Origin of the sequence: Stenotrophomonas sp. STK17_22 (assembly GCF_051983905.1) — a bacterium.
Classification (GTDB): Bacteria; Pseudomonadota; Gammaproteobacteria; order Xanthomonadales; family Xanthomonadaceae; genus Stenotrophomonas; species Stenotrophomonas maltophilia_A.
Window position 1 is genome coordinate 3,227,069 of record NZ_CP197010.1, and the last position, 26,178, is coordinate 3,253,246.

Here is a 26,178-nt window from a genome sequence, read left to right on the forward strand (position 1 = left end):
AGTTTCGTTAGGGGGGGCTTGCGCATTCCAGGATCTGATCTATTCGTGAGTGCACACGATCACTCATTTCATATCCCAGGAGGCCATCCCATGAAACGCTCCCTCATCCACTGCGCTTTGCTGGCGGGCCTCTTTGCAGGCACGGCGCAGGCCCAGGTTCAAGTGGGCAACGGCGCCGTTGCCACCAAACCCGATACCACCGCGGTGGGCGACCGCGCTCAATCGTTGACCATAGGGGCCACGACCATCGGGGCAGACGCCCTCGCCGATGGCGGGGTGGAGGTGAATGAAAACGGCGTTCCGGGCGAGTGCCTGGGGGCCACCGCGGTGGGCAATCGCGCCACCGCCCGCGGGTGCAGCACAACCGCTCTGGGATTCTTGAGCGAAGCGCAGGGCCCACATGCGCTCGCCATTGGCTCTCGCGCACAGGCATTCGCGGTTTACGCCGTCGCCGTCGGCCCTCAAGCGCAAGCCACCGGCGACTTTGCGGTAGCCATTGGAGGGCACAGCTTGGCCAGCGGAATCACCAGTGTGGCCATCGGCTCTAATGCCCGTGCGCCTGGAGCCAGTGGGACCGCTGTAGGGCCGTCCGCAAAAGCCAATGGAAACGGTGGAGCGGCTTTCGGCAGCGGTGCGACTGCGCAAGGCGTTAACAACCTGGCGCTGGGCGCCGCATCCCAGACCGAGGGCGAAGGCGCATCCGCCGTCGGGCCCGGTGCCAACGCCACCGCCGACTTCGCGGTTTCCTACGGTTACGGCGCTGGCGCTGCCGGCGAGGCCGGCACCGCCGTGGGCCCGTGGGCCCAGGCGTTTGCGCCCTACTCTGCAGCCTTCGGCGCGTCTGCCACGGCCAACGCCACAGAAGGCGTGGCATTGGGGCCTCGTGCCGCGGCCAACGCATGGGGATGCGTGGCCGTGGGCGCCAACACCACCTGCGATGAAGAAGAGACCGCAGCGTTCGGCAACCGTCGTTTGACCCAGGTTGCCTTGGGCAAAGCTGACGACGACGCCGTGGTCGTCAGCCAACTGCGCACCGCCGTGGAAACCCTGGGCGCTGGCGCTACCGTAGTAAACGGCGTGATCGTGGCGCCGAACTACCAGCTGAGCAGCGGAAACAACCACACCACCGTGGCCGGCGCTATCTACGATCTCGACGGGCGCGTTCACCAGCTGGAGCAGAACCCTGGCGGTGGTGGTGGCACCACCGGCCCGCAAGGTCCGACCGGCCCGCAAGGTCCCGCAGGCCAGGACGGTAAAGACGGCAAGGATGGCGGAAGCAGCACCACGGTGGCCGGGGCCAACATCGAGGTCACGGACAACGGGAACGGCACCCAAACCGTTGGCTTGAAAGACACCATTGAGCTGTCCGAGCAGGGCTCGGTCCAAGTGGCCAAGGCCATCCACAACAGCGACGGCTTCACCGTCCAGGGCGGCCCATCGGTCACCCGATCCGGGATCAACGCCGGCAACCAGCGGGTAACCGGAGTGGCAGCAGGAGCGATCGCTCCAGGGTCCACGGACGCGATCAACGGTGGTCAATTGTGGGATTACCAGCGGGAGCAAGACGACCGCTGGAACCTGACGGACCGCCGTTTCCGCCAGCTCGACAAACGGGTGAGCGGTGTGTGCGCCATGGCCCAAGCCAACGCGCAGATGGCCACCTCGACGTCGGCTATCCATGGAGAGAACCGAAACCGCCTGGCCGTGGGCGTCGGTGGCTGCAGCGGCCAAGCCGCCATTTCCATCGGCTACACCCGCGACGTGACCACCCCACGCGGATCTCCATCGGCTTTCTCGATCGGCGTTTCCCGCAGCGGGCAGGACACGGCCGTGGGCGCAGCCTGGGCCATCGGTTGGTAACGAATTAAAGAATGTCAGCGGCGAAAGGAGGTGATCGTGTCTCGGCAAGGGCCCTTCGGGGCCCTTGTTCGTTAGCAGGAGCTTACATGAATAGCTGTAGGCGTCTTGAACCCTTCGCAGCAGGCTTGCCAACTCAAGATTCTGATCTATTCGTGAGTGGGTCGCTTTACTCAAGGAGAGACCATGCCCCACCACCACAAACTGGGACGCAGTGAGAAGTATCACACCCTGCCCCGCACCCTTTATGCCCTGCTGTTCGACGACGGGGGCTGTTACATCGGCCAAAGCTCAAACCCGCAGCAGCGGGAGAAGCAGCACCGCTCCCCCAAAGGCGGCTGGCACCGTCCCTTCCGGTTCCATGCGCTGGAAGTGGTGACCGCCACCAGGGCGGAAGCCGAAGCGTATGAGCAGGCGTGGCGGGTGAAGGCCTCCCGAGAGGGGTGGCGCATCTACGCCAAGCCACCGGGGATCGTGGTCAACCCGCACCGGCGGTCAACGCCGCACGTGCGATGGCTGGCCCACCAACGGCGGTGGCAGCTGGGAACACCGGTGAAAGCCCCCTCCGAACGCGTGGGGTGGTGGCCGTGGGTAGTGGTGGTGATCAGCGTTTTAACACTGGCCCGATGCGTCACCGGGTGAGCCCCATGTCGCGCTGTTTCGCGTTCATGCTCGGCACCTGAGGTTGCGGTTTCAATCCTGCGAGCAGCTCTTCGACGTCTTGAACCAGGTCGCGCATCGGAGCAGCCTGGGTCTCGGACAAACCGACGCTCAGCGCCATTTCTTTGTGTCGCTCGGTGCCCAAGCGTTCGGCCATGCGCTCCATCACGTCGTCCGTCGTATACATGCGGTAGCTGCCCTTGGTGAGGCGGGTGAACGCCACCAAGGCCGACTGCTGGTCGAGCATGCCCATGTTCGTGGCCAAGTGGTAAACCTCGGATTTCCCTTGTCCTTGCGCCTTGTGGACGGTCATGGCATACCGGTGGGCCAAGGCATTGTGTTCGCTCGTGTTGAATTGCACGATGCGCCCATTCTCCTTCGGATTCGAGCCCTCGATGCGCACCACCACGTCGTAGCCACCGGACTTGTCCTTCCGGATGCTCTCCACCGTGCCCTCGGTGCCGTTGATGACACCCAGGTCGTTGTTGGTCGCCGTGAACATCACACGATCGCGGCGTGAGAGCGTCAGGTCCTCCCACTGCCCTTTCACGATCGAGCGGAAGGTGAACTCCTCCTTGTCCAGCAAGCCTTGTTCCTGAAGCCCCGTTCGGATGCCCGTGGTGAGGGCTTTGACTTCAGAGCGCGTGTGGGCCAAGACCAGCTTCTCGTCCATCGGCGTTTTGTCTTTCAGGTAATCGTCCACCAACGCCTTGATGGCCTGTCTTTCCGTTCCGAAGTCGTCGATGCAGTTGCGTTGCTTGAGGTTGTTCAGGATTTCTGTGCCCATATCAAAGGTGCCTTGGCGGCTGCGGTGCCCGCGGCGCATGTCCTTGACCTTCCCCTGCTGGTCCCGCTCGTAGAAGCTGTTGGCGGTGATCAGGTCACCGGCGTTCTTCTGCCGGCGGATCTCGGTCAGCTTCGTGTCGCCCAGGGCCATCTTCGCCAGTTCAAAGCCGTTGCCCGCGGCGATGGGCTGAAGCTGGTCACTGTCCCCTTGCAAGATCAGCTTGGCGCCCACCCCTTGGCAGTAGGTCATCAACTTCAAGGTATCGCCGGTGGCAATCATCCCGGCTTCATCGAGCACCACCACAACGTTCTTCGTCAGTGCAACCTTGCCCTGCCGGAGCTGGGAAAAGAACTTTGCAACCGACATGCAGGGCATGCCGGACTCTTCTTCCAGCTTAGCCGCGGCTTTACCCGACACGGCCAAGCCCATCAACTGCTTTCCTTCGGCTTCGAAGCACTGCTTGTAAACCTCGGCCACGGTGGTCTTGCCGGTGCCGGCCAACCCCGACATGACCCCCACGCCGGCCGTGCCGTGGGTGAGGTGACCGATGGCGGCGTTCTGCTCCTCTGTGAGGATGAACCCCTTTCGCTTCTGATACGCGGCGATCACCCGGTCTACTGTGGAGCGGAACAGCTTGAGATCCGTCTCGTTCTCCCGCTCCTTCGAGCGGCGGATGATCTCGGCCTCCCATTCGACCATCCAGGTGGCGCAGAAGCGATCCTCCCGGTGCTTGCGCGCCAACCGAGTGCCACGGTCGTCTTTGTGGAGGTGTTCGGCTTTCACGCGCACCAGGTCGTCCTGTTCGGTGAACTCCTTCACCATTTTGAGGATCTCCTCCGCGTTCTTTTGCCCGGCGAACTCCATCCCCAGCTCCCGGACCAGGTCATGCTCGCAGAACATCGCCTCGTTCTCGTGCATGCGCTGCAAGACCTCATCAAACGTATGCGGGTCCAGGTGCTGGCCTTGGGTCTGCTTGAGCGATTGGGTGGTGGGAACCAAGTCTGGCCTTTCTCGGGCAATGTTGGCGAAGGTTTGCTGCCAGTCCTTTACCACCTGATCGAAGGGCGGTTCTTCCTTCTTCTTGCGGGTGGCCTTGCAGGCCTCGTCGTGGCTGGCGTTGGGGTGTTCTTTGACGTAGTCCAAGATTTCCTGGCGGCGGGTCTTCGTCTGAAGCACCAGCTCACGGTCGATGCCGGCAATCGTGGTGAGGATCTGGCCCGTCTCGTGCCCCATCACGTCCACCTCGCGTTCCCGCTGAACCCCATAGCCCAGCGCTTTCATCGCGCTGTAGAGCTCGGCCTTGTAGAGGTGATCGGCCGCATGGCGGTGGCGGTAGATCTCGATGGCATCAAACGTGCCCCAACGGCCGTCCTCCCCCTTCGAAACACCAAACGCGAGATGATGGGTGTGCAGATCGGATTCCACGTTCCGGTTGCTGACGTGGTCGGCGGCTGCCCAAACCAATCCCGCCGTGCCTATAACGTCTACGCCCGCTTCTCCGCGCCGGGTCTCTACCTTGCTCTCGATGTAGCGCATCGCCACGGCGCAGGCCTGGCGGTGCGCTTCCAAGATGGCCAGCTTCTCGCGTTCATCCGCAAGGGCAAACGCCACGCTCACGTCCCCGGGGGCGGAAATGGTCAGATCGAACCCCACCCGGTGGCCGCCCTCCCACTTCTCCATCGGCTTGCCGTCGTCGTCCAACCGCACGTTTCCCCAGCGATCCGTCTTGATGACCAATCGGGCCTCCTTGCCTGCGTTTTTGCACAACGGCCTTCCGGTGGGTGAGAAGCCCTTCCCCAGCTTTTCCATCACCTCGCGGGTGACCGGCTGCCCTTCCAGGCCGAGTTCGGCGGCAAGGCTGCCGCCCCAATTGAGCGTCTGCCGCGGATCAGGACCGCTGCCGACGTAGTAAGCCACGGCGCTGTCGATGGACAGGCGCTCGGTGGCCAGCATGTAGTCGAACATGTTGCCGTTGTGCTTGTTGTGGCCGCGGGCGTCGATTCGCGTGCAGTTGATCATGTGGCTCTCCGAAACGTTGACTGATCCAAGGTCCCAGAAAACGGAGAGTTGGCAAGGCCGATCACCGCTTGAAAAGCGCGTCGATTTCCTCGGGTGTCATGGTCAGCACACACTGCACCGCATCGATGCCTTCGGCGGTGATTGGGAAGGCAGACGCGCCAGCGTTTGAAGGGGACGTTGCCGGCGACGGCCCTTCAGCCTCGGCCACCGGTCCGGCTGGCTTGGTGGTCCACGCAGCGGCCACCTGCCCCTCGCGAACCGTTTGATGGCTCTTTCCGGGCCATGTCAGCAACAGCACGTCTCCGCCCATCTGCACGATCGCCTCGATGCCCCACCTCTCGGGACCGTAGCGCTTGCCTTTGCGGAACCCCAGCCGGTCGGTGAGCTCACCGCTGGAAACCAAGGCGCGGCTTTCTTCGTGGACCTGGGCTTTGTCGTCGTGCCCACGCCAGGCGATTTTTCGCTTGCCGAGCTGGCTGGCCAGCTTGTCCCGGGTAGCCCCCATCTGCACTTGGCACACCACGTGGGTTCCCACCAGCGACGAGAAGGCCTGGGCGGTCTTGTCGCCGTAAACCAGCTCAACCTGGGAGTGATCCTGGACCGCCATGACGGCCACCACGCCTTTGCTGCGCCCCAATGCCAGCAAGGGATCGATGTTCAAGCGCCCTGCGCTGGTCAGCTCATCGAACACGAAGTAGAGCCCACGCCCGCCCTCCTTGTCCGGCAAGCCCGGCCCAATGAGATCCGGCACGGCCACGTTGATCATGGCGGCGATGTAGGCCTTCGTCAGGGTTGGATCGGGTCCGGATTGAACGATGACCTGCTTGCGCCCGGTGTAGTCGTCCCGTATCCACTCGGTCATGGAGAAACGGCGCTTCCCAACCTTGGGCCATGCGGTGGCCAGATCGTCGATGAGGCGGGTGAAGCCCCCCAGGGAAGACAGCACGCTGGACGTGGTTTGGCTCTCCGGGTCACGCACCAGTGCGGCGCCTCGGGGGTAATGCGGGCGCATGCCTGCGGCCATCTCTGCGGCGGGGCGGCGCACCAAGGCCGCCAGATCGGGCCACTCCCACTGGCCAGGCCGGGTGTTTTGGAGCTCGCGCACGCACCCAATCAACAAGTCCTGAGCGGCCATGCTCCAGAACTTGGCGTTCCCGTCGCCCTCCGGAATGATCGAGGCAGCGAACGCCGCCGCCTGGGCGGGGGTCCGCACGTCGGCGGCAACGTCCCACACGTAGGACCGCGCATCAAAAGGGGACACGATGATGGGCCTTTTGAGAATCGACGTGAAGTCGCCTTTGATGTCGTAGAGGAATAGCTTTGCGCCCCTCTTTCGCGTCAGTTGTTCCAGGATGTGCTTGAGGATGACGCTCTTGCCCGAACCCACCGAGCCGGTGATCAGGACGTGGCGCGCCCAATGCTTTTTAGACAGCAACAGATCGGGGTGGAGGGACAGGGCGAAGGGATCCGCCTCGGCTTCCTTGGGTGTCATCGAGCGGTGCCGGGCCTCGTCCACAGCCTCCTTTCCATCCAGCAGCCTCGGTCCAGACAAATGCCAAGTGTTGCTCACCGGCTCAGCTGCCTTGAGGAACATGCGAAGGCCAAGGCCCACCGCCAGCAGAAGCGACACCCCGATCCGGGACCACGTCGCCACTGGGTGGTGGTAGGACACCAGTTCGATGAACTCCCGTGCCGGAGCACGTGCCGAGATGCCAGCGGTCAGGAAGTGAAAAGCGGTCACCAGACCACCTTTCAAAGCATCGGCGAAGCGGATGAGCGAGCCATCGGGATTCGGCAAGAGCCAGGCAACGCCCATGCTCCCCACGTAGGCCAAGCCAAAAACGAATGCACCGGCGAGAACGGCGCGGTGCCAGTATCGGACCGGCTGGGAAGGCGCAACGCTGCCGGGCACGTCACCCAGCGCGTCAAAGGGCTCGGGTTTGCTCATGTCGGTGCATGCGCGTAGGGGTCCGCCCTCGCCACCCTGGCTGCTCAGGATTGGCGCCGTGGGCCATCAGGTGGAGGCAGACCCGGGCGTGCCTGTGAAGCGCGGCGAGGTGGAGCGGCGCCCACCCGTGGGCGTTGAGGGCCGCCACGTCGGCGCCGGCTTGGACCAGCGGGGTGACCAGCGAGGCGTGACCAAACCGGGCCGCATGATGCAGTGGCGTGTTGCCGCTGGCATCGGGCAGCCGGGCGTCCGCGCCCATGCCGATGCAGGCCAGCAGTGCTGCTTCGTGGCCCGCTCGGGACGCCCCCACGAGCCAGGCTTGCCACGGTGCGTTCTCCCGCAACCGGTTTGCATCCGACAGCCGAGCCCGCGCCTCCTCCACCGCCATCGCCATGCCTTGGAAGAGCGAGGCGTGCTCTGCCATGGACAACCCAGCCACCCTCTCTGCCAAGGTGCTGTAAACCATCGGCTCGTCACGGTCTGCCAAGCGCCTCTCGTAAGCACGCACCAGGTCCCGTGTGGACGCTCGCGTGTGCGCGTCGAACCCCAGGCGATGTAAGCCCCAGCGCAGGTCCACTTGGGGCGCATCATCGTGCTTCCGCTGGCGGACCTGCCAGACCAGATCGCCCAACCGCCCCTCGACAGGGGCAACGCTCAGGGCGTGGGCACGCGCCAACACTTGCGAATCGTGAAGGCCTCTGGACGCTCCGGCTTCGCGCGCGAGCGCGCCCGCCAAGGCCTCCGCTCGTTGGAGGCCGAGGGGACGCAAGAGGCGCAACAGAGATTCTTGGATGTCCATCTCTATTGTTGTAAAGCCGAATCCGCGACCGTCAAGAGAACGTGTCAGCTGTTGAGGCGAGTAGCCACCGCAACACTGAAATGCCGAAGAATCCCAGTGTCATGCCAGAGCTTCTGCCCTGGGCTACTGCTGTCCAGTTCCTGAAGCACATTGTCCAAGCTTCTTCCAGCCAAAACCTGGGAATCCACATACCCGCCGACCAAGGCGAAAGAACTCAAATGCTCGGGAGCAACGTCGGGAAAACGGTGGAAGTTGGTGTTGTTGATATTCATCTGATCCTCCTGCAGTGGTAAGCCAATGTGCCTCATCGGAAAGGTCCAGCTCGATCGCTGGTGAACTAATGGGCTAACGCGTCAAACACTGTCGCGTGGGCCAAAGACGATTCAACCCAGCATGTAGAAAATCAGCGCGGGATAGAACCAGAAACCAAAGCCCTCCCAGTCAAAACGGCGCCAACGCTTCCTGCACCTCGCGCAGCTTGAGCCAGCGCCAGCTGCTCATCGGAAGGAACTCTGGACCACCACCCCGATGGTCACAAAGCCCACCGCCGCTATGGCCATTACCTTGAGCAGAACCGGAACGGCCGGAGGGTAGGCGAGGACGGCCGTTGCGAAGGCCGCGACCAGCAGGAACAAGCCGGTCAGCAGTGGGACCGCGTTTTCGAAAGCGAAGTCTTTGATGGCATTGAACAACGTGGACATGGCGGCTCTCCTTTTGGTTTTATGAGTAGGTCTACCTACTCGTTACATAACCATTAAAGCACCGTCAAACTGGACGTCAAGACGCAAAAATGCCCGATTCTGCGAAGAACCGGGCAGATTTGAACATCGGTGAAAATTACTGTCGAAAGACGTTTGGCTGGGCCTGCTTCTGGTGCTTCTCCCAATCGTAATTGGCAGCGTAGTCCTTCATGAAAGCCGCCTCCTTCAACGAACTGCGGGCGTAATCGGCGTATCCCAGGCGCCCAGATCCGTTCTCCATCCGCTGCTCACGGGTCAACATGGGAGGGCTCTCCTCCCGCTGGACGCTGCGTTGCTGCCGCCACTGCGCAACGGTCGCATGAACCACCTGCTCGTGCCTGTCGTCCGGCTTTGCATCACGAACGGCTTTGTCGGCCTCCTGGATCTTTGCCTGGAGCGCGGCGATCTGATCGGGCGAGGCCTTCTCTGCCCACGCTAGAACGCGCTGTCGGCGTTGCTCGATGGCGTCTTGGTCTTGGGCCACGTTCTGCTCGAAGTCCGCCCGTGCCGCGCTGTCCTTCTTGGGCGGTGGGCGATCGCCCAGAAGCCGCTCGTTGCGCTGCGCCTGGAGTGCTCGCAGCTCGGTCATTTCTTCGATGGGTTGGGAAAGGCTGTCGCTCATGTTTGTTCCCTCCGCTGGGGTGAATGGGTTCATCGTTGATCAATCCGCAGGTTTGGCAAGGGGGGTGAGCCCCCTTGCCTATCCGCATCAATCCGCATCGGGCAGGAGCTCTGCCAGGTCGAACCGCTTGATGCCAGCCCGGTTCAACGCCACAACGGCGTGACCGCGGGGCTCAAGAAGGGCGGAATACTCCTCGCGCAGGAACAGCGGCTGCACCTCGCGCTTGCCCCCGGTGGGCATGTCGATGTCGCGCGCGATCTCGTCTTGGCCCAGCGTGTCCTCCGATCCAATCCGCCAGCGGCGGCCCGTCACGGCGTCGATGCGCGAGGCCGTCAACCGCCCGGCCCCTTCCATTCGCATCTTGTCGTAGGCGGACGCGTAGGCATGATCCGGGTCGTTGAGCACGGAGTGGCGCCAATTGTTCATGCCGCCTTGGTAGTCGATGCCCCGGGTGCGCTGTTTGAACGTGGTCAACGTTGCCTGTCCGAACCGCTTTTCCAGGTATTCGTGGGTGTTGTGCGAGCACTTCAGCGCGATCACCGATTGCATCGTGTTGGCCATCAGCTCCGCCTCGTTGACTGACCCAAAGGCGTTGACCAAGCTTTCAAACCCTTGCGTTGCAAGCACGGGCATCAACCCCAGCGAGCGCGAAACGGAGAACAGGTTGATGTCATCGGCCGTCAACAGCAGGTGGGCCTCGTCCATCATCAGCATCACCTCGGTCTGGCCGGGCAGTGCTTCACGCCATTTATCACCGTATGCACCACGCCCTTTGATTCCGTTCATGACCCGCTGTTTGAGCAGACGCATCATCATTTCACCTGCCTCACCGAATTGGGTCGGGGGCAAGAAGAGGCCTACCATGGCTCCATAGAGCGCGTCGGAGACGTCCACCTCGCCCGTCTCAATCGAATGCCAGGGCATGTCCGTCTTGCTGTCACGCAGCTTTTCGCCTCGCAAGAGCTTCTCCAGCAGCCCTCGTGAGTTGAGCGTGAACGATTGCCTCTGTTCCGGATGCATCGCGGGAATCTCCAGGAACGCCCATTCCAGCGAGCTCTGCAGCTGAGACATGGGACGGAAGAGATCCGGGTGGATGGTCTGCGGAGCGCTCTCTTGACGAAGGCGGTGCTGTTGCAGGTAGGCCGCGTAGGCCAGGCGCCCTTCTTCGTCATGGCTCGTGTCCGCCTCTTCCAGGCCCAAGTATTTCACCACCTCCATTAGCTTTGGACTGGCACGAGGCGCGGGACTTGCGGGAATCACGCGTTCCACAATGGACAACAACTTGTGGTGGTGGAATGGCGTGTAATGCCATTGCCTGTCGTCACTCACCGGTATTCGATGGATGGCGATCTGCTCGGCGATCCGCTCGATCAATGCCTCAGTTTCGGCCACGTCCTCGCCCAGCTTGCGCTGTTTGACCAGCTCAAGCTCCGCGTCCATCTGTGCACGCTCCAACCCTTCCAGCTTGGCCGAGCACCAGGACCTGTAAGCCATCTCGTGATCCACGAGCGCACGAAGGATGATGCCGGTGTGGTAGAGGAACGCGTCACCGCCGTCCATCCAGAGCTTGGAACTCTCGTCCACTCGCCCACCGGCTGCACCGCGCAATGCCCGGACGATCTGATCGGGCGCCAACCCTTCGTAGGGCCCCACGCGCATTCCAGGCTTGACGACGATATCGAACAACCCTTCCAGATCCGCGATGATTGCTCCGTCCTTACCGTCAGCAATGAGAGCACCGCCGGCCAGCTTCTGCCGCGTCAAACGCTCCCTTACATCGCCTTGGTCCGACGCCACACACGCCATTGCCAAGGCAGCTTTACGGAACCGACGAGCGATGGGTCGCAGCGCGGCATAGGATTTGCCCGAACCGATGGCTCCGAACACGAGCAGGCCCTGCTGGCAATCGCGCCATGAGAACATCATCACGGTGCCCAAGTCGGGTGAGTAGCCATAGCCCTTGTCGGACAGGTGTCCCGTGGCGCGCCCGATGGTGATCAGCGGGGTCTTGTCCCGCAGGGCCGCCTCGGCTTGCTGTTCACGCGCCTTGACGTGCGCGTTGATCAGCGCCCCCTGGGTGGCCAGGTTGTTGTCGTTGTTCTGCAGGTAAAGCCGGGCGGCGTTTTGGACAAAGTTGCCTTCGGCGTATTGCATCGCATACATGCATGCCAGCACGTAAGGCGCCGCCTCGCCCAAGCCAAATGGCAGGACCTTGGCGACCACCAGTGTGGCAAAGACGAGCCCCACCCACTTCATCGCTTGAATGAAGCGCGCGGCTGTCCCGCCAATGACGCCCCGGTGCGGGTGCGAGGCCGCCGCCACAAAGCAAACCACAAACAGGATGCCGACCAAGCCAAAGGCCCACCACAGGTAGGTCCTGGCGATCTGGGCATACACAGCCATGCCGCCGGCTTGCATTGCCACCTCGGTGCCGCCCTTGCTGTCCCCAACCACGAACTGAAGCGCCATCGGAACCCACTGCAACAGCACCCATGCCTTCAGTGCCTCCTTCATGCCCTCGCCTTGCTTGAGGGCAATGAAATAAGGAATGGTCAGCAAGAGAGCTATCACGCCCGCCCCACCAATCCGAACGAAGCTTTCCAGCGTCGAGGCGGCCTCTAGCTTGGTCCACCCCATAGAAACGATCAGGCTCACCAGGAAGGTTGCCAGAACGCCGATCACGGGGAAGGCGAGATACATCAAGGGAGTGGCCAGGCTGTCGCCGCCCTGCCCCATGTCGTTGCCCTGCAGAAAGCCCTCGGCACGCCGTCCAAGCTTCGTCGTGATGATCCGCGATTGCGTGTCACGCAAATCTTCCGGAACCTTCGGCCACCACTCCTGGAATTCGTCCTCGCTGCGTCCGTCGGGCACCTTGAACACCTGGGCGTTCTCGTCCCAGACGGCGCCGCACTCCAGCGCGAAATCCCGATCAGCCTCCGGCACATCGAGCTCTCGGCTGCGAACGCGATCGGTCACGTCAAAGCGACCCACGAGGTTTTCATACTCATCGTGGGACTTGACGATGATTTCTTCTTTCACGCCCGAAGGCTCGCCGCTCTTCCGTCGGAACTTGCGGCCCAGGCCGCTCGTCCAGTCCAGAACGTTTAACAAACTGATTGCTGCCATCTCTGTTTCCCTCCCCTGTCAAATCAACGAAGCCAATGCGCCAAGACGGCAAGCACCAAACAAAGCGGCGCGCACGCCAGGAAGCCCGCTTTGGCCACCCAGCGCTCTGCGACCTGCTCAACCTTGCTCGCGTAGAGCCGATCCTTGGTCCATGCGTCATACGCGGCGTCGTCTCTGACCGGAGGCCTGCGATCGGCCCGCAAGTAGTAGAAAGTGCGGCGGACGCCTTCACTCAGGTGGCCTATGCCAAATGATTCAGGGCTGCCGAGGAACAAGCGCCCGTGCAGGTTCAGCCACTTTGATCCGAAGTGAAGTTTTCCGGGTTCCCGGTATTGCGTGAACAGCCACTTGAACATGTCTCCCCCCTATTCGTGAGTAGGTCACTTCTTTCTAGATCGAATCCGCGGATGCGCAAGGGGGATTAGTCGATCCCCGACTTCTTCGCCCAGGCGTCCAGGTCTGCATTGGCTTTTTGCTGCCAGTCGTTCCGCGGTTCGGCGGCTGGTGCGGTGGCCTTCCTCGGCAACGGGGCGATCGCACGTTTCGGCGAAGGCTTGGGCTGGGACGCAATCGTCGCTGACGCTGTCACATCGGGAGCGGCGACCGGCTCTGGCTTCTCGATCGCAGGTTCTGGCTCGGCCTGCTCTGTAAGCACTGCTGGAGCAGGCGCGACCACGGGGGCTTCCACCACCTCGGGCAACTGCTCGGGAGCGGCTGGAGTAGCAACCGGTGCCACGGGCTGCGGTGTGCTCGGTGGCACCTGATCGCCTTTCCCATGTAAGAAGTAGATCGTCCCCACGACCAATGCCGCCGCCACCACGCCGCCTACTGCCCAATGCCAGCGAGAGCCGGGCGTGGAATGCAGTGACGCTTGCGATGCTTCTGAAGACTTGGCGTCGGGTGAGGGGCCAAGCTCCTCTGCGGCAGCGGCGGTCAACTCTCCCTGCCCTGTCGAAACGTCATCGGTCACCTGCGGCTCTTTGACAGCATCTGCTGGCTGATACGAAGTGGCGTCCGCCTCCGGTGTAAATCTGGTGGCTTCCACGACAGGCCGCTGTTCCGTCACTCCTGGCTCAAGATTCGTTTCGCTCACGCCAACCGCTTCTGCTTCGACGGCAATTGCCGCTGGCTCCCGGGCGGGCAACGCATCGACCAAGTCCTCGGGTCCCACCTCGGCTTCGCTCGGCTGGACGGTGGGTCCAGACTCGGCTTCTGCTGCCTGAACTCTTTCCTCCGCGCTCCTTGCCCGCTTGGCGTCCACGGTCGCCTTGACCTCCTTCGCCTTCTCGGCAGCGGCAGCAACGCCCTTCTGGGTCAACTCGGCAGTGCGCCTGCTGATCACTCCGGCCCAGTGACTGGCAGCTTTCAGGTTCTCTTTCATGCCGTCGGAAACCAGCCGCTCTTCTTGGGTGGGCGATGCGGTCGGGGTTGCCCTGGCACGCTCAAGCAGCTCCTTGCGCTTGCGCTGCAGCATTATTTGGTTCTTTTCTTCTGGGGTCATGTGGGCTCCTTGAATTGGGAAAGGACGCCCGAGCATCGACAGACACCCGGGCGCGAGATCACCGGACGTCAGGCACCGGGGTAACGACGATCACGGGCTCACCGCTGCCGCAGCGGTCGTCCACCGTGACCTTGGACAGCGCACCACGCTTGGCCAGCTCCACGATGGGCACTTGGCAGGCGGCCTTGTCGGCTCCTTGGAACACCACCGTCAACCCGTTGCTGGACTTGTTCAACAGACCCGCGAACTTGTCGAGGAAGGCCCGAGTGTCGCTGTCCAAACGCTTCATGTCGGTGGGGTTGTAGTTCAAGCGCAACGAATCCAGGACGGCTTCCTGCTTGCCCTCCACGGTTTCAGTCTTGGTGACCACTTCGGCCTTCATGCCAGCCGCACGGGCGGCGTCGGCGGCCTGCTCGGCGTGTTCCCGCTGCTGGTTCACGTAAGACGCCGAAGCACCCACTGCAGCACCCGCGGCGCAAGCGCCCAGGGCCTTGTCTTTCTTGCCCGTGAGCAAGGCGATGGCTCCGCCGGCCACACAACCGATACCACCGGCCTTGAACAGACGCTTCTTGTCGGCCTTGGGCTTGCCATGGTCCGCCGCGGCGTGCACTTCGTCAGGGGCGGCTTGGGCGGAAACGTGAAGCGGCATGAACGCCGCCAGGCAGAGAGTGAGAGGAAGGGAAAAACGTTTCATGGGATGGATCTCCTGCTGTGGGGAAAGTTAGGTGCGTGGAGCAGTCATGGGTCCGGTTGCGGGCACCTTTGCCGCACCAGGATCTTTGGGAGAGGGTTGCGAGAGGGCCGCAGTCACGACCTTGCGAAGCGCTTCTTCGTAGCGCTGAATGGCGCGGTCCTGCTCCGCCTTCGTTTCGTCTCGCAGCCGCCGCAGATCTTCCTGGAGCGCACTCCGGAACAGCGCGTTCTCTTCCCGCAGCTCGTCAATGAGCTGCTCCAAGTGAGCGTTGGAGTTCTCCAGCACACTCGCCACAGACATGGAGGTGTTGTGTCGCTCCAGCGCCTCTCGCACGTAGGCGCTGAACCCACTGCCCGATTCACGGGCAAGCCGCTGAGCAAGTTTCAGTTGCCCACGGTCGAGGTTTACGTTTTGACGAACGAACGCCATCGGTCGAGTAACTCCGCATCGGGATTACTCCACCGATACCGCGAATCTCGGAGTTGGCAAGACCCCACCGCAGGAGCCTGAAAAACAAGGGCCAAATGAGCTAACAACCACTGACGCTGTCTCCATTCGCTGGTGACACGGTCAGGCCTTGATTGCATTGAGGTTTCGGCAGATGTGAGGCCGATTTTTGGGCGAAAAACGCACTCCCACTTCAGTGCGTCATGTGTATGACGACTCTGGGGAACCGTCCGGGCTCCTGCTTCTCTGCCACTGCCGACACTGCTTCCACCCACGTTGGGCTCTTGCAGTTTCTTTTCGGCGGCCCCTTGCGTGTTGCCCCAGGTGCGCTATTGGTGGTCTACGCCCCCTCGCCCCCACAGGACCACCGCCCACGCCATGCCCACGCAGCGCTCCCGCTCTTCCACCCCTCACGCCCACCGATGCCCCACCCCGGGAATCCGTGCGGAGTTTTCCAGCCCACTGTTCCCCATTGCCTCGAATCCCCAGAACAGGATGCCCTCGCCCACCCGCAGCACCGCCCCACGACACCCAAGCCACGTTGGTTTTAGTCAAACGTGTGCAGCGCCCTTGGATACACCGACACCGTGTTTTCCGAACCACAAGTGGGGAGCCAAAGAACCCCTGGAAGTAAATCGCAGATCCCTCGTCCCATTTCGTTTTAGTCAAACAAGGGTGCGCGCCATGGCCTTCATTCACCGCCATTGGCCCATCAATGATCCACCTGCTTTCGTTTCAGGAGCGCTCCCATGACCACCGCTGACGTGGACGCGTTTGCCCACCGCGTGCGGGCCTTCCATGCCGCCCGTGGGCCTGCCACCCCACGTTGGGGGCTGGACGTGGCCCGCCGCTCCGAGAACCCTGCGTGCGCTTTCTGCACCGCTCCCCTGGACTTGGATCGTCGCCACGCCTGGGGGCTTTCACCGCTCGTTCCGTTGAGCCAGGGCGGCCCAACGGACACCGAGAACCTGCGCATGGCTTGCAAGCGCTGCATCACCGAGCGGGGCAGCCGTGACCTGTTGGCCTGGCCCGAGTTGAGCCAGCGGCTGCCACCAGACACCCTAGAGGCCCTGCTGGCCGACCGGCTGCTTGTCCTCCAGCGCTCCGACAACCACCTGGTCGAGGTGGGGCGCTTTGCGAAGCCGGCCACCGTTCTTGCCCAGCTTCAAGAGCGCTGGATACACCCCCGGTTCCTCGTCCACGTGGAGCGACATTCGGACAGCTGGATGTTGGGGTGGCCACTGGCCCAGCGTGCCCATCTGACGCGAAACGACTTGGCCGCACTCTTGCGCAACGTGCACCAGGGCGAATGGCTGGAACACCCCGAGGTGGTGGCCTTCCGGTTGACCGCGGATGTTTTTCAATTGGCGGTGTGGCAGCTGATTGCCCTCCACGCGTTGGTCGTTCCCCTGCCTATAGAGACTTATCCCCTCCCCGACCGCACCTTTGAGAACCGGTGGATGGCCCGGTATCCAAGCCTGCGCCAGATCCAACTGCGGCGACAGGGCACGCACGAAGCACCGTGGCCTAGCCAGGCCAAAGACCACGTCCCCGCTTACAGCGACAGGCCCAACGCCGTTCGCATGCGGACCCAGCGCCAAGCAACGCGTGAGGGGGAAACGAAGGCCCAGTGGTTGGAAGCACGGCGGCGTTTGGCGAAGCGAGACGCGGGCGTGGCAAGTGGGACGCTGAGGGCATGGTTACCCGGGGAGCGGGCAGCCATGCAGGCCGATGTAGACGATCTTGCCCAACAATGGCTTTCAGCGCGCCGTCTATTTACTGGGACGCTGAAAGAAAGCCCAGCAGCGCTAATCGGCTCTTGTTCCATTAATGGACTGATAGATCAGTGACTTCAACCCGTCCAGATCGAGCGCTTCGCTCTTTCCTTGAACTTCGAAAATGTGTTCGAAGGACAAAGGTGGGTTGAGTTCCTGGGCGAGTATCCGGACCTTAAGAAGATGGGGACCAGGGAGTTCCGGGAGCACGGCTAAGGCTTCGTCCCCAAACACTGACTCGCCCGGCAACAGGCTGCCCAATCGGACACGGCATACGTGATGGCCTTCCTTGGTGTCCACTTCCATCTGAGGTGCGCGGCTCCCGTGTCGAGCTACCGGAACCATATGTCGCATTCGACGGGTCATGATGTTCCACCTCGGCGTGGGCATCTCTGGCAACTCGTCCACCAGATTTAGATCCACAGCCATATCACTCGGCCCAAGTGCCCATACCTCCAGCTTTGCGCCATTCAAGGCGAACTCTGACCGATTGGTTACCTTCATTCGAACAGTGACGAGGCGGCTTCTCAGGAACAAGTGTTCCGCGGCTTCCCTCCAAAAATGCCGATTGTCTTCGTGCGTCTTGATGTAAATAGACGTCCTGTCGAAGGGGTCATATGATCGCTCTTCCGTGCTGAAGTCAGGGTAGGGAGAGGATGAGCAGTAAAATGCCAGTTGGAAGTTCTCAACCAACGGAAGGTTGCCGTGTCCCATTAGCTCGAGGTCAATCTTGGCCGGCGGCCGGATGGCGTTGCCGGCCCCCATCATGGCCACTTCACGCGGGGAAGCTACCGCAGTCGAGCTTCCACGCCGGATATAGACCGTATCCTTGGGCAACTTGCCGTAAGACTTCTTGAGATAGAACGGACGCGATTGCTTGGGGATAGCAATGACTGCCACATGCTTCCCGTCGAAGATTCGCTCTTCATAGCGGAAATCCAGCTTGCTCTCCAGCTTCTCGTTAACGAACTGCTGGATTCTTGAATCATCGATTGCGCCCTCTGCGAGGACACCCACCACTTCAGCTGGGTGCGGCGAGCTTTCTTTAAAACCGATCAGGATGTAGGCCGTGCCGTCCCGATGGGCATTGGCCATGGCCAGAATGTCCTTCAGCAGCTCTGACTTCGCGTCATCCGTGGCGGACGCGAACGGGTAGCGATCAGCCTTGTAGTCCAGATCCGAGCCTTCACCCTTGTATCGAAGCTGATCCAACTGGTCATCCGTGAGCATGGCGGGACACTCCCTGTCAGTAGATCTTTCCGTTCTTGCTCATCCCCAAGTTCCGCACCGCCACCCTGGCGGCCTTGCGGTCCTCCGCGTGCTCGTCCACCGGCGAGCTCACGATCAGCAGCGTCTTATCCTGGATGAGCGACGCTGCCGCGTAGTCGGCCAACGCCACCATGGCGGTGGTCAACGCGACTTCACTGCCAGCGTCCTCCGAATCGTCAAAGCCGAACAGCTTGGCGATGTTCTCGCGGAGCTTGGGAGGAATGGTGACCATGGCCCGGTGGTGGCGCAGCCCGTCTTCCCGACGGCGGTAGTCGTGGAGGGTGACCGATCGGGGCATGACCATGTGAACCCGCTTGCCTCCCACGCTTCCCGCCTTCTGGCTGTCGTCGTAGTCAAAATAGGACTTGCGCTCCGGGTAGTCGCCCGGCCCCAGCAACAGGTGCTCAGGGATGCGGGCGATCGGAAGGCTTGCCGCTTTGCTGGCCCTGCGGGGCTTGGCATGGGTGACGTCCTTGACGTCATCCAAGGTGCGCTTGACGGCCTTCTTCGTCGCAGCCTTCTTGGCAGGAGCTTTGCGGGTCGCCATGGGTAGGTCTGGGAGGGAAACCAAGGGAAGCTCCATCATGCCGTAGCCCTCCGGCCTGCACCAGCGGCCAAGGTATCGCGCACCCGGACAGCCATGGCGTGGATCTCCTCCTGGGCCACCCGGGCCCAGCGGCCGTTGGCGTCGAACACGGTCTTTCCCTCCTCGTAGCAGTCCGCAAACAACGCACGATCCCGCACCAGGATAGCGCCCGACATCTTGGGGTGCTCCAGGCGGCGTCGATGGGCTGCCCGCTTCTCGTTGGCCCGGTTGGCGATGGGCAGGTAACGCTTTCCCTTCTTTTCAAGAACATCCACGGTTCGCAGGAAGATGAGGAAGCTGGCCCCGTCGAGCAACGTTGGCACCAAGTAGAGGTCAGCATCGGGAATCACCTCGTTGTCCGGCAGACGCGGCGGGGTGTCGGTGATCTCCACGTCGAAGCCAGGGGAGCGCGATCGCCCGACACTGAACGGTGTTTCGTCCGACAGCGAGGCAAACGCACAGGCTCCGCCTTGGGGGTCCCGGTCGTTGACCAACACACGCAGGCTGGGGTCACGGGCATAGCACCCGGCAAGATTCAGGGCCAGCGTCGTGCGGCCGACGCCACCCTTGAGTGAGAAGTTACACAGTCGCATAGGACATCCTTTCGTGAGTAGATAGGGATTCCCATCGAATCTACCCCGACGCCGCCGTTGCGCAAGTGCATGTTTTTGCAACCCTTTTGGGCCGTTCAGCCCTTGGATTCTTTTCTACGCTTCCGACAAGGCGCCTGGACGACGGCATTCCCACCGCAGCGTGTGGGCGGTGTTTGACGCCGAGCAATGCAGATCGAACGGCTGAGAGGCCATCCATGCTTTGACAGACGGTGGCGCGGCGCCATGCAGTGCTTCGATGATCGTCCAGCGTTGTTTTGCCGGGCCGAACTCCGCGAACACGTCCGCTCCCGCTTCAGCCAACATTCCGGCCATCTTGTCGTAGCACTGCCGTTTGGCCGGGTCATGCTGGTTCACGTGCCACGCCATGCAAGCGACGTGGAAAGCGGTAATTCCGTTGGGCCCCACCGGGTGATCCAAGGACCTGAAAGCCGTCAAGCCCCTCCACGCCTTCAGACGTGCCTCGCGGATGGCCGCAATGGTTCTTTTCAAAGCCTGTGGGTTGCGGTGTTCGATGGCATCCAGAAGCCGTTGAGCACGCCGGTCGGTGGTCATTTCCATTTCAGCTCCTTGCGCAGCTGGCGCTCGAAGTGGCGTTGCTGACGGGCCAGCCGGGCTTGCCGGCGAAGCTTGCCTTCGGGCAGGAACGCGGGAGCCGTGGGTGGGATGTGCGCGAAAGGAAGGCCAGCAATGGGGCGGGCCGAGCGGGTGGGGCTTTCAATCATGGCGGCGGTCTCTTGGGTTGTTTAGAACGGATTTCGTGAGTAGGTCGCCCCACTCCCTTGATCCCATGCAACCAGACCACCGAGCAATGTCAAGATGGAAAATCCAACTTTTTTTGACTAAAAACAGGGGCTTGCGGAATCCAAGGTGCATCGCATGCTGAATGCGTGACGCACACGATCCGCCCCCGCTGTTCGCCCACCCTCACCCGCCTGTCCAAAGGCGTGCGCAGCGCGCTGGGCTTCACCCTCACCGAGGCCTTGCTGGCGCTGGGCGTTGTGACCGCCGCAACGGGCGCGATGTTCCTGTTCTTCGGCCAGGTCGATGCAAAGGCCAAGGTGGCCAGCGAAACGCGCAATTTGCGCGAGCTGTCCCGACGTATCGAGAGCAGTTTTGGGATGGTGGGGACGTTCCGCGGGGTGAGCACCTCGGCCGTGGTGGTCGATGGCTTGGCCCCTGAATCCCAACTCGGCGTCGGGGAAAGCGTCTTGACCAACGCTTGGGGCGGCGCGGTAAACGTCCAACCCTACACCGTCGAACGCTTCGGTGATTCGTTCTCCGTCAGCTACGCCGGCCTTCCTCGCCAAGCGTGCGTGGACCTGGTCGCGGCCAACGCGGGCGGGGTGTGGGACGCCCAGGTGTCGGACGTTTCGGTGATTCGAAACACGGGCGGCCAGCTCGACGTGGGATTGCTGGGCCGCACGTGTGCGGACAAATCGCGCGTGGTCTTCGTCTACCACAACGGGTTGTTGGGGGGCGAATGGACCGGATCGCCGCTGGTATTGCCGCCCGCCACGCCCTCGGTCACGCCTCCCGTTTCTCCACCCGTGGGAACCCCAGTAGGGCCCGTGGGGCCGGTCGCGCCTTCCACGCCGATGTCGCCAGCATCCGCCCCGCCGCCTAGCGCCCCACCTGCTACACCCCCACCGGTCACGCCGCCCGCTCCCCCGGTGAGCGTGACGCCTCCGGCTCCGCCCACTTCACCGCCGGTCACGCCGCCGCCGATCAGCACCACGACGCCGTGCCAAGAGTGGAGCGAGAACCGAACGATCAACTGCCCAATGGGCCAAGTGGGCCAGGTGTTCCAGAACCGCCGTCACCACTGCGGACCCGACCCGAGCGTTTACGAGGCGTGGGCTGGGTCCACGACGGCCGGCAGTTGGACCACGACCAGCAGCACCTGCACGCCGTGCCCTGCTCCCGAGACGCGCAACGTGGGATGCCCTGCAGGCCAGTTTGGCGCGATTGGGCAGCAGCGGACCTTCTCGTGCACGGGCACCGGTTCGTGGAACACATGGACCCAAACCAACACCACCTGCGCGGCGTGCCCAGCGCCTTTCCCACAAGCGGAAACCCAGTGGGTCACCACGGCGGCCGCTTGCCCGGCGGGCCAGAGTGGATCGCACACGTGGCAGGCCGAGCAGCGGCGGACGAGGACTGGGACATACAGCTGCCCGGCCACCACGTGGTCGCTGCCCAGCCCGACGTTCACCACTTGGACAAATTGGGCGGAGACTGGGGTTCGTCGCAACGAGGCCAATACATGCACCCCCAACGCACCACCTCCGACGTTTCCCGAATACACCGGGCGATCTTGGCATTCGTGGGGAGACGGAGGGCACTACGGCTGGGCGATCTTCTGCAACGCTCCCCGGACCCTGGCCGAGCTTCAAGCCACCTCGTTGGCATGCACTTGGCAATACGAAACGAACGACACCCCCACGTTTACGCCAGAGCCACCTGGCGTGACCCGCCCAACACCGGCTTTGGAAGCCTGTGTCTACGCGCTGCGCGCCAACTTAACTCCGATGCCAGGTTACGGCTTCGTCAACCACCCAGGCACCGCGGTTTGGCCGGCGGCTTGCTCGTGCAGCGTCGTGGGTCCAGGCGCACGGTTCTACTGGCAAGACCTGGGAGCGAGCGACTGGGTGGGCTTTGAGTTCAAGTGCCCCTGACGGCAAAGAAGGCGGGGGCATCCCTCACGTTCGAAGTGGCAAAGCTTCGGCTCTCCAAAACCGACCGGAGGCAATGCCCTCGCACCAAGCGTGCTTTTCAGAAGGCAGGTGGCTTGGCCACCTGCGGCGGCTTCTGGGCTCTTCGCTGTTGTGCCTCGAAGTCAAACCCCAGCCAAGGTTTTCCACATCGCCTTGCCCTGGGCTTCGTGAACCGATGCGTATTGCTGTGGATCCCAACTGGTTCCGGTCAAGAGCAGCCCCAGCTCTGCCACGGCGGCTTGGCAACGATCACCAAAAGCCAAGACCTCATTGAACGTCAACCCAAGCGTGTTGATGTCAAAGGCGCCGGGCTCCTCGTCCAACTTTCGCATTTCCAGGTGGGCATGGTGCTTGTCCCGCAAGGTCTTGATCTTCGCTGCCACGGGATCAGCCGTAAGGCTCACCATTTCATTGGAGACCTTTTCCCAGCCACTATCGAAGCGCGAGTAATTTTCGTCCCGATCGCTCTGTCTGAACTTCTCCTGGAAAACAGCCGAGCTTTCGGGCGGCAGGTCACTGATAGGCTCGTCGTCGAAGTGGTCGAACATTCGACCGTAGGCTTCTCGGTAGTGCCTCTTGATCGCGGGATCTGCCTGGAGCTTGCGCCAAAGGTTCGTCAGGCTTCCGGACCGCCAATGGTTGTCGAGGAAAAGCCGTGACTGATCGCGCACCAAGTCTTGTCCAAGAAGCGGCGCCAGGTGGTTCCAGGCATTGGCACCCGGCGTCTTGTCCAGCTTGGTTTTCAGCCCTGCCTGGATCTCGGGATCTTGAATGAGTGGGGACAGGATGTGCCGGCGCTCGTCGAGGATGTGGCACTCCTGCGTGAGCACCCGAACGAATCCATCGATTTGGCGAATACGTTGCTCCAGTTCCTCAGGCTTCATTCTTGCTCCGCCTCCAGCGGCACTTGCTGGAACCGCACCTGCAGCCGCTTGATGAGCGCCCGGGTTTCCTTGTTTGGCGCACGCGTGCAGACCAAGATCGCCTCCCCGTTGGGCACGTGACGGATCGCCTTCTGCTCGGCCCGAAGAACGGCGCGGTATTTCACCGCTTGGTAAACGCCGCGCTGGAGCTCGTCCTCTGAGCACTTGCTGGTTTTAACTTCCACCGCCAGACGATGTCTTCCGTTATCGAAATGCGCGTCCAGTCGGTCACCCGAGCTCAACAACTTCTCGTTGCTCCCCGCGGGGAAGCTCCCAAAGTCCACGAACTCTTCGGGATGGCTGACCACCCACGCCTTCAACGCTTTGTGCTCATCGCTTTCTGGCCTGCCACCCTCCTGGACTTTAGGAAGGGGAAGAGGCGCATCCGCTGCCACCTCTTCAACCGCCCCGGCGGACGGGGTCAGCATGGTGGCTCCCAGAGCGCGGGCGACCTGGTCCCAATTGGGATAGGTGAAAACGTCTTCCATCGCCTCTCGCAAGTGCGCGCGGCGCTCTTCCTCGGTGTCCAACTTCTTGCCCGCGAAGTAGGCCGGCGAAATCGTTATGGCACCCTCGCCAGGGTGTTTCGTGTTCTTGTTGACGACGATTGCGTGGAGGGGCGGGATGGGTTCCTTCCACTGCTCGCTGAGCCACTGCAGGGCCTGGGCCACTCCCCCGGCGACGGTGCCGTAGAGGTCTTTGCGGGGTTTGATCTCGTGTCCGAAGGTGTCGTGCAGCTCTTGGGCCAGGTCGCTGTAGGAATGAGCTTCGCCCTCCTGCGCCCACCGGATGAGGATGGGCAACGCGTCCGGGATAACCCGGCTCCGCCAGGGTGTGCGTGCAAACTCCACCTTCGACCAATCGAACTTTTCCATCCCCTACTCCTCCCTTGTCGTCTCGCCATGGTAGCGGCGGGACCAGCACGGGAAAACGATGGGGGGCCGATGTCCTGCACCCTCCTTTCTCAATCCGCGTTGGGCAGCATGATGGTGACCACCGGCTCCAGGGAGTCCCCGGGCCCACACAGTGCTTTCAAGGTAACCAGGCGATGGGTGGACCGCGTCAGGCCAGACCCGGCCTCCAGGTGGGCTTCGTTCGACAACCAGTCGCCGGCATCGGGCAGAGCCACGTGGAGCTGGTAGTGGATCTCCGAACCGTTGCCCTGTTGCCGCTTGATGGCCACGTGGAGCATGAAAAGCACGTCCCAGAGCCGGCCGTCCACCGACTGCCCACGCACCTCCAGTCCCGCTGGCACTTCGACGTAGCGTGCCCACGCAGTGCGGGTGATGGCCACGGGCAACTTGAGGCCGGCTTCTTTGGCCACGTCGGACACGTCCACCAAGACGCCGTCCTCGATCGCCTGGGCGCGGGTGTAGGAATGGATAAGGTCGAATTCGTCAAACATGGAGCGCACCTCGCTGATGAGTAATGGCCCGGTCCAGGGCATCCGGTCCGGATGTCCTGGAATGGAAAACCCACCGCCCCACCGCTCGGCGCGGTCAAGGGAGGAAATGGAAGGGCTGGCGCGGCCCGCAGCGGAGCGAGGACACGGGCCCTGGAATGACCCTTGACCGGAGAGCCGGGCGATGGGGCCGCGCGGAGCGCGAGGGGCTTGAATTGGGCAGTAGCTTCGCCATGAAGTTGTGTGCCTAAGCCACAGCAGCTTGCCTAGCCATCGGACGGTTCGCACCCATCCACGCCATCTGCTTGTATTCGTCCTGGCTGAGTAGTTTTGACACCCCCAACCATTGCACCAGGTGGTAGTGCGCGATCGTTCGTGGGTAGCGCTGAATTCCCTCGTGCAACAGTTTTGGCAGGTAACACACAGAGCCATCGCGGCGCTCGTATGCGTAATAGCGGTGGCGGGCGGCACGCGTGGTCATGGCGTTTCCCTCAGTGCGCCCAAAGGGCACGATCGATGCAGCGTTCAAGGCGCTGGGCCAACCAAACGCTGAAAGGAAGGGCGATGGGGGCAGCGATGGCGAGAAGAGAAAGGGTCATGTCGGCGGTTCCAGTCGGTGGGAAGAGCGTTGCGTTCTTCCTGATTCCAAGGTAGACCGCCCTGGAAATCTGTCCACGGTTGTGGTGGACAAAATCTTGACTAAAAGTAAAAACTGCGGAGCCAAGGCCGCAGTTATTCCTAACATCACTTCTCGCGCCGAAGGCGTCACCTGCTCTTTTCCACCCCTGCTTTTACAGAATCCGGCGCGTAGCGACCGGTGGCGGCGCTGGGCCGTTGGCTCTACAGCCTTGTCCGCTTTGCACTGACACTTCCCCGGGCAGCCCATGCCTGCTCCAGATGGACAGCGCGTTGTTCGGCTTCCACCGTGGCCACCACGTGCGGCATCGCCGCCTTCAGCGATGGCGTGTTCCAGAACGGGCCGCCCCGGTGAGGGTTGCCGCCCAGCCGCAACAGCAGCAACGCCGTCTGTTCAAGTCGGCTGCGCTCGTCGGCGTCGTCGCTCAGCTGGTAGTCTGCCGCCAGCTTTTCCAGCGGGCGCTCGCACCAGTGGTTCCTCTCTTGAGGGTGCGCACCAGCTTGCAGGAGGGCTTCGACGATGCGGGGCCAGGCAAGTGCGGAATGGAGCGCAGGACCTTCGTTGAGGCGCCACGCATTGGGGTTGGCGCCCTGCCGCAGGGCCTGTAGAGCGCGGAAAAGACTTCCATCGACGCACGCGTGAATCAGCTCAGCGCTCGGACTTCCTGGCGGTGGTGGGCGGCGGTCACCCATGCCGGCTGCCCCGAACCTGGTTCCGAAGCAGATGTCCTTGGACGTAGTCACGGATGATCTGGCGCACCGCTTCTGCGGTGGATATCCCAGCGTTCACCGCGCCCTGCTCCACCGCCTCCAAGACGCTGCGCTGCAGCGGTAGGTAGGCCAGGCGCACGTCCCTCTCCCCACCCAGCCGATGCTTGCTCAGTGCGTAAGGGTGGGCGGCATACATGGCGAGCACTTGGCGCACGGCTTCGTTTCGGGTGACCTGCGCGCGTGCGGCGGCCGCCTGCAAGCGCTCCAAATCACGGGAGTAGCCCCGGGAGGACGGAAGGGTGACAAGTTTTGGGGAAGGGACGGGTTTAAGCACTTCTCTTTCCTTGG

Annotated in this window: 26 protein-coding genes; 4 read left to right on the plus strand and 22 right to left on the minus strand. The window is 62.5% G+C overall.

Annotation, left to right across the window (positions count from 1 at the left end; all coding sequences use genetic code 11):
- Positions 1–90: 90 nt before the first annotated feature.
- Together ACSYS9_RS15065 and ACSYS9_RS15070 are read left to right on the plus strand one after the other, a co-directional pair.
- Positions 91–1,860 carry an adhesin gene (locus tag ACSYS9_RS15065; protein WP_071227570.1) on the plus strand — a complete coding sequence of 590 codons (1,770 nt, stop codon included), beginning with the start codon at positions 91–93 and terminating at the stop codon, positions 1,858–1,860.
- 183 nt (positions 1,861–2,043) lie between these two features.
- Positions 2,044–2,499, plus strand: a complete 456-nt coding sequence (locus ACSYS9_RS15070) for a GIY-YIG nuclease family protein (protein WP_071227569.1) — start codon at positions 2,044–2,046, stop codon at positions 2,497–2,499.
- Here the strand turns inward: ACSYS9_RS15070 and mobF are convergent.
- The 11 genes from mobF to ACSYS9_RS15125 form a co-directional block, all read right to left on the minus strand.
- The gene (gene mobF / locus ACSYS9_RS15075) at positions 2,489–5,323 is read right to left on the minus strand and encodes a MobF family relaxase (RefSeq protein WP_071227568.1); all 2,835 of its coding nucleotides are present in this window, start codon (positions 5,321–5,323) and stop codon (positions 2,489–2,491) included. The two genes, ACSYS9_RS15070 and mobF, sit on opposite strands and share 11 nt — an antisense overlap.
- 61 nt (positions 5,324–5,384) lie before the next feature.
- On the minus strand, positions 5,385–7,271 hold the full coding sequence (locus tag ACSYS9_RS15080) for a helicase HerA-like domain-containing protein (RefSeq protein WP_071227567.1): 1,887 nt from the start codon (positions 7,269–7,271) through the stop codon (positions 5,385–5,387).
- Entirely contained in the window at positions 7,249–7,758 is a 510-nt protein-coding gene (locus ACSYS9_RS15085) for an ankyrin repeat domain-containing protein (RefSeq protein WP_239591824.1), read from the minus strand. Before ACSYS9_RS15085 ends, ACSYS9_RS15080 begins: the two co-directional genes overlap by 23 nt.
- Positions 7,759–8,114: 356 nt before the next feature.
- Entirely contained in the window at positions 8,115–8,342 is a 228-nt protein-coding gene (locus ACSYS9_RS15090) for a hypothetical protein (protein ID WP_239591825.1), read from the minus strand.
- Positions 8,343–8,567: 225 nt separating this feature from the next.
- Positions 8,568–8,771, minus strand: a complete 204-nt coding sequence (locus ACSYS9_RS15095; RefSeq protein ID WP_071227564.1) for a hypothetical protein — start codon at positions 8,769–8,771, stop codon at positions 8,568–8,570.
- A gap of 136 nt (positions 8,772–8,907) precedes the next feature.
- A complete protein-coding gene (locus ACSYS9_RS15100; protein ID WP_071227624.1) occupies positions 8,908–9,432 on the minus strand; it encodes a hypothetical protein in 525 nt (174 codons plus the stop codon).
- An 87-nt stretch (positions 9,433–9,519) separates the two neighbouring features.
- On the minus strand, positions 9,520–12,558 hold the full coding sequence (locus ACSYS9_RS15105; RefSeq protein WP_071227563.1) for a TraM recognition domain-containing protein: 3,039 nt from the start codon (positions 12,556–12,558) through the stop codon (positions 9,520–9,522).
- 23 nt (positions 12,559–12,581) lie between these two features.
- Entirely contained in the window at positions 12,582–12,914 is a 333-nt protein-coding gene (locus tag ACSYS9_RS15110) for a hypothetical protein (protein WP_071227562.1), read from the minus strand.
- A gap of 65 nt (positions 12,915–12,979) precedes the next feature.
- Positions 12,980–14,059: a hypothetical protein gene (locus ACSYS9_RS15115; RefSeq protein ID WP_239591826.1), complete on the minus strand. Its 1,080-nt coding sequence runs from the start codon at positions 14,057–14,059 to the stop codon at positions 12,980–12,982.
- Positions 14,060–14,117: 58 nt separating this feature from the next.
- Positions 14,118–14,753: a hypothetical protein gene (locus ACSYS9_RS15120; RefSeq protein WP_071227560.1), complete on the minus strand. Its 636-nt coding sequence runs from the start codon at positions 14,751–14,753 to the stop codon at positions 14,118–14,120.
- A gap of 27 nt (positions 14,754–14,780) precedes the next feature.
- Entirely contained in the window at positions 14,781–15,182 is a 402-nt protein-coding gene (locus tag ACSYS9_RS15125; RefSeq protein WP_071227559.1) for a hypothetical protein, read from the minus strand.
- A 767-nt stretch (positions 15,183–15,949) separates the two neighbouring features.
- Between ACSYS9_RS15125 and ACSYS9_RS15130 the strand changes: the two genes are divergently transcribed.
- Complete coding sequence (locus tag ACSYS9_RS15130) at positions 15,950–17,050, plus strand: HNH endonuclease (RefSeq protein ID WP_071227558.1); 1,101 nt, start codon at positions 15,950–15,952, stop codon at positions 17,048–17,050.
- On the opposite strand, the gene ACSYS9_RS15135 is transcribed toward ACSYS9_RS15130, so the two are convergent.
- The 5 genes from ACSYS9_RS15135 to ACSYS9_RS15155 all read right to left on the minus strand — a co-directional run bounded on the left by ACSYS9_RS15135 (position 17,009) and on the right by ACSYS9_RS15155 (position 20,166).
- Complete coding sequence (locus tag ACSYS9_RS15135; protein ID WP_071227557.1) at positions 17,009–18,205, minus strand: AlbA family DNA-binding domain-containing protein; 1,197 nt, start codon at positions 18,203–18,205, stop codon at positions 17,009–17,011. The two genes, ACSYS9_RS15130 and ACSYS9_RS15135, sit on opposite strands and share 42 nt — an antisense overlap.
- A gap of 16 nt (positions 18,206–18,221) precedes the next feature.
- Positions 18,222–18,791: a hypothetical protein gene (locus ACSYS9_RS15140; protein WP_239591827.1), complete on the minus strand. Its 570-nt coding sequence runs from the start codon at positions 18,789–18,791 to the stop codon at positions 18,222–18,224.
- A 35-nt stretch (positions 18,792–18,826) separates the two neighbouring features.
- A complete protein-coding gene (locus tag ACSYS9_RS15145) occupies positions 18,827–19,423 on the minus strand; it encodes a ParA family protein (protein WP_071227555.1) in 597 nt (198 codons plus the stop codon).
- A gap of 114 nt (positions 19,424–19,537) precedes the next feature.
- Positions 19,538–20,002 carry a hypothetical protein gene (locus ACSYS9_RS15150; RefSeq protein WP_071227554.1) on the minus strand — a complete coding sequence of 155 codons (465 nt, stop codon included), beginning with the start codon at positions 20,000–20,002 and terminating at the stop codon, positions 19,538–19,540.
- Entirely contained in the window at positions 19,993–20,166 is a 174-nt protein-coding gene (locus ACSYS9_RS15155; RefSeq protein WP_006375368.1) for a hypothetical protein, read from the minus strand. Before ACSYS9_RS15155 ends, ACSYS9_RS15150 begins: the two co-directional genes overlap by 10 nt.
- Before the next feature lie 165 nt (positions 20,167–20,331).
- Between ACSYS9_RS15155 and ACSYS9_RS15160 the strand changes: the two genes are divergently transcribed.
- Complete coding sequence (locus tag ACSYS9_RS15160) at positions 20,332–22,119, plus strand: type 4 pilus major pilin (RefSeq protein WP_164207853.1); 1,788 nt, start codon at positions 20,332–20,334, stop codon at positions 22,117–22,119.
- A gap of 161 nt (positions 22,120–22,280) precedes the next feature.
- On the opposite strand, the gene ACSYS9_RS15165 is transcribed toward ACSYS9_RS15160, so the two are convergent.
- The 6 genes from ACSYS9_RS15165 to ACSYS9_RS15190 form a co-directional block, all read right to left on the minus strand.
- Positions 22,281–23,042, minus strand: coding sequence for an AbiU2 domain-containing protein (locus ACSYS9_RS15165; protein ID WP_081352239.1), 762 nt, complete (start codon positions 23,040–23,042; stop codon positions 22,281–22,283).
- A complete protein-coding gene (locus tag ACSYS9_RS15170) occupies positions 23,039–23,956 on the minus strand; it encodes a hypothetical protein (RefSeq protein ID WP_071227553.1) in 918 nt (305 codons plus the stop codon). Before ACSYS9_RS15170 ends, ACSYS9_RS15165 begins: the two co-directional genes overlap by 4 nt.
- A gap of 89 nt (positions 23,957–24,045) precedes the next feature.
- Positions 24,046–24,486, minus strand: coding sequence for a DUF6573 family protein (locus tag ACSYS9_RS15175; protein WP_256200883.1), 441 nt, complete (start codon positions 24,484–24,486; stop codon positions 24,046–24,048).
- 244 nt (positions 24,487–24,730) lie between these two features.
- Positions 24,731–24,964, minus strand: a complete 234-nt coding sequence (locus tag ACSYS9_RS15180; RefSeq protein ID WP_049406695.1) for a hypothetical protein — start codon at positions 24,962–24,964, stop codon at positions 24,731–24,733.
- Between the two features lie 359 nt (positions 24,965–25,323).
- On the minus strand, positions 25,324–25,812 hold the full coding sequence (locus tag ACSYS9_RS15185; RefSeq protein WP_143048163.1) for a hypothetical protein: 489 nt from the start codon (positions 25,810–25,812) through the stop codon (positions 25,324–25,326).
- Positions 25,805–26,164 carry a hypothetical protein gene (locus ACSYS9_RS15190; RefSeq protein WP_071227551.1) on the minus strand — a complete coding sequence of 120 codons (360 nt, stop codon included), beginning with the start codon at positions 26,162–26,164 and terminating at the stop codon, positions 25,805–25,807. The genes ACSYS9_RS15185 and ACSYS9_RS15190 overlap by 8 nt, the downstream gene beginning before the upstream one ends.
- Positions 26,165–26,178 lie beyond the last annotated feature (14 nt).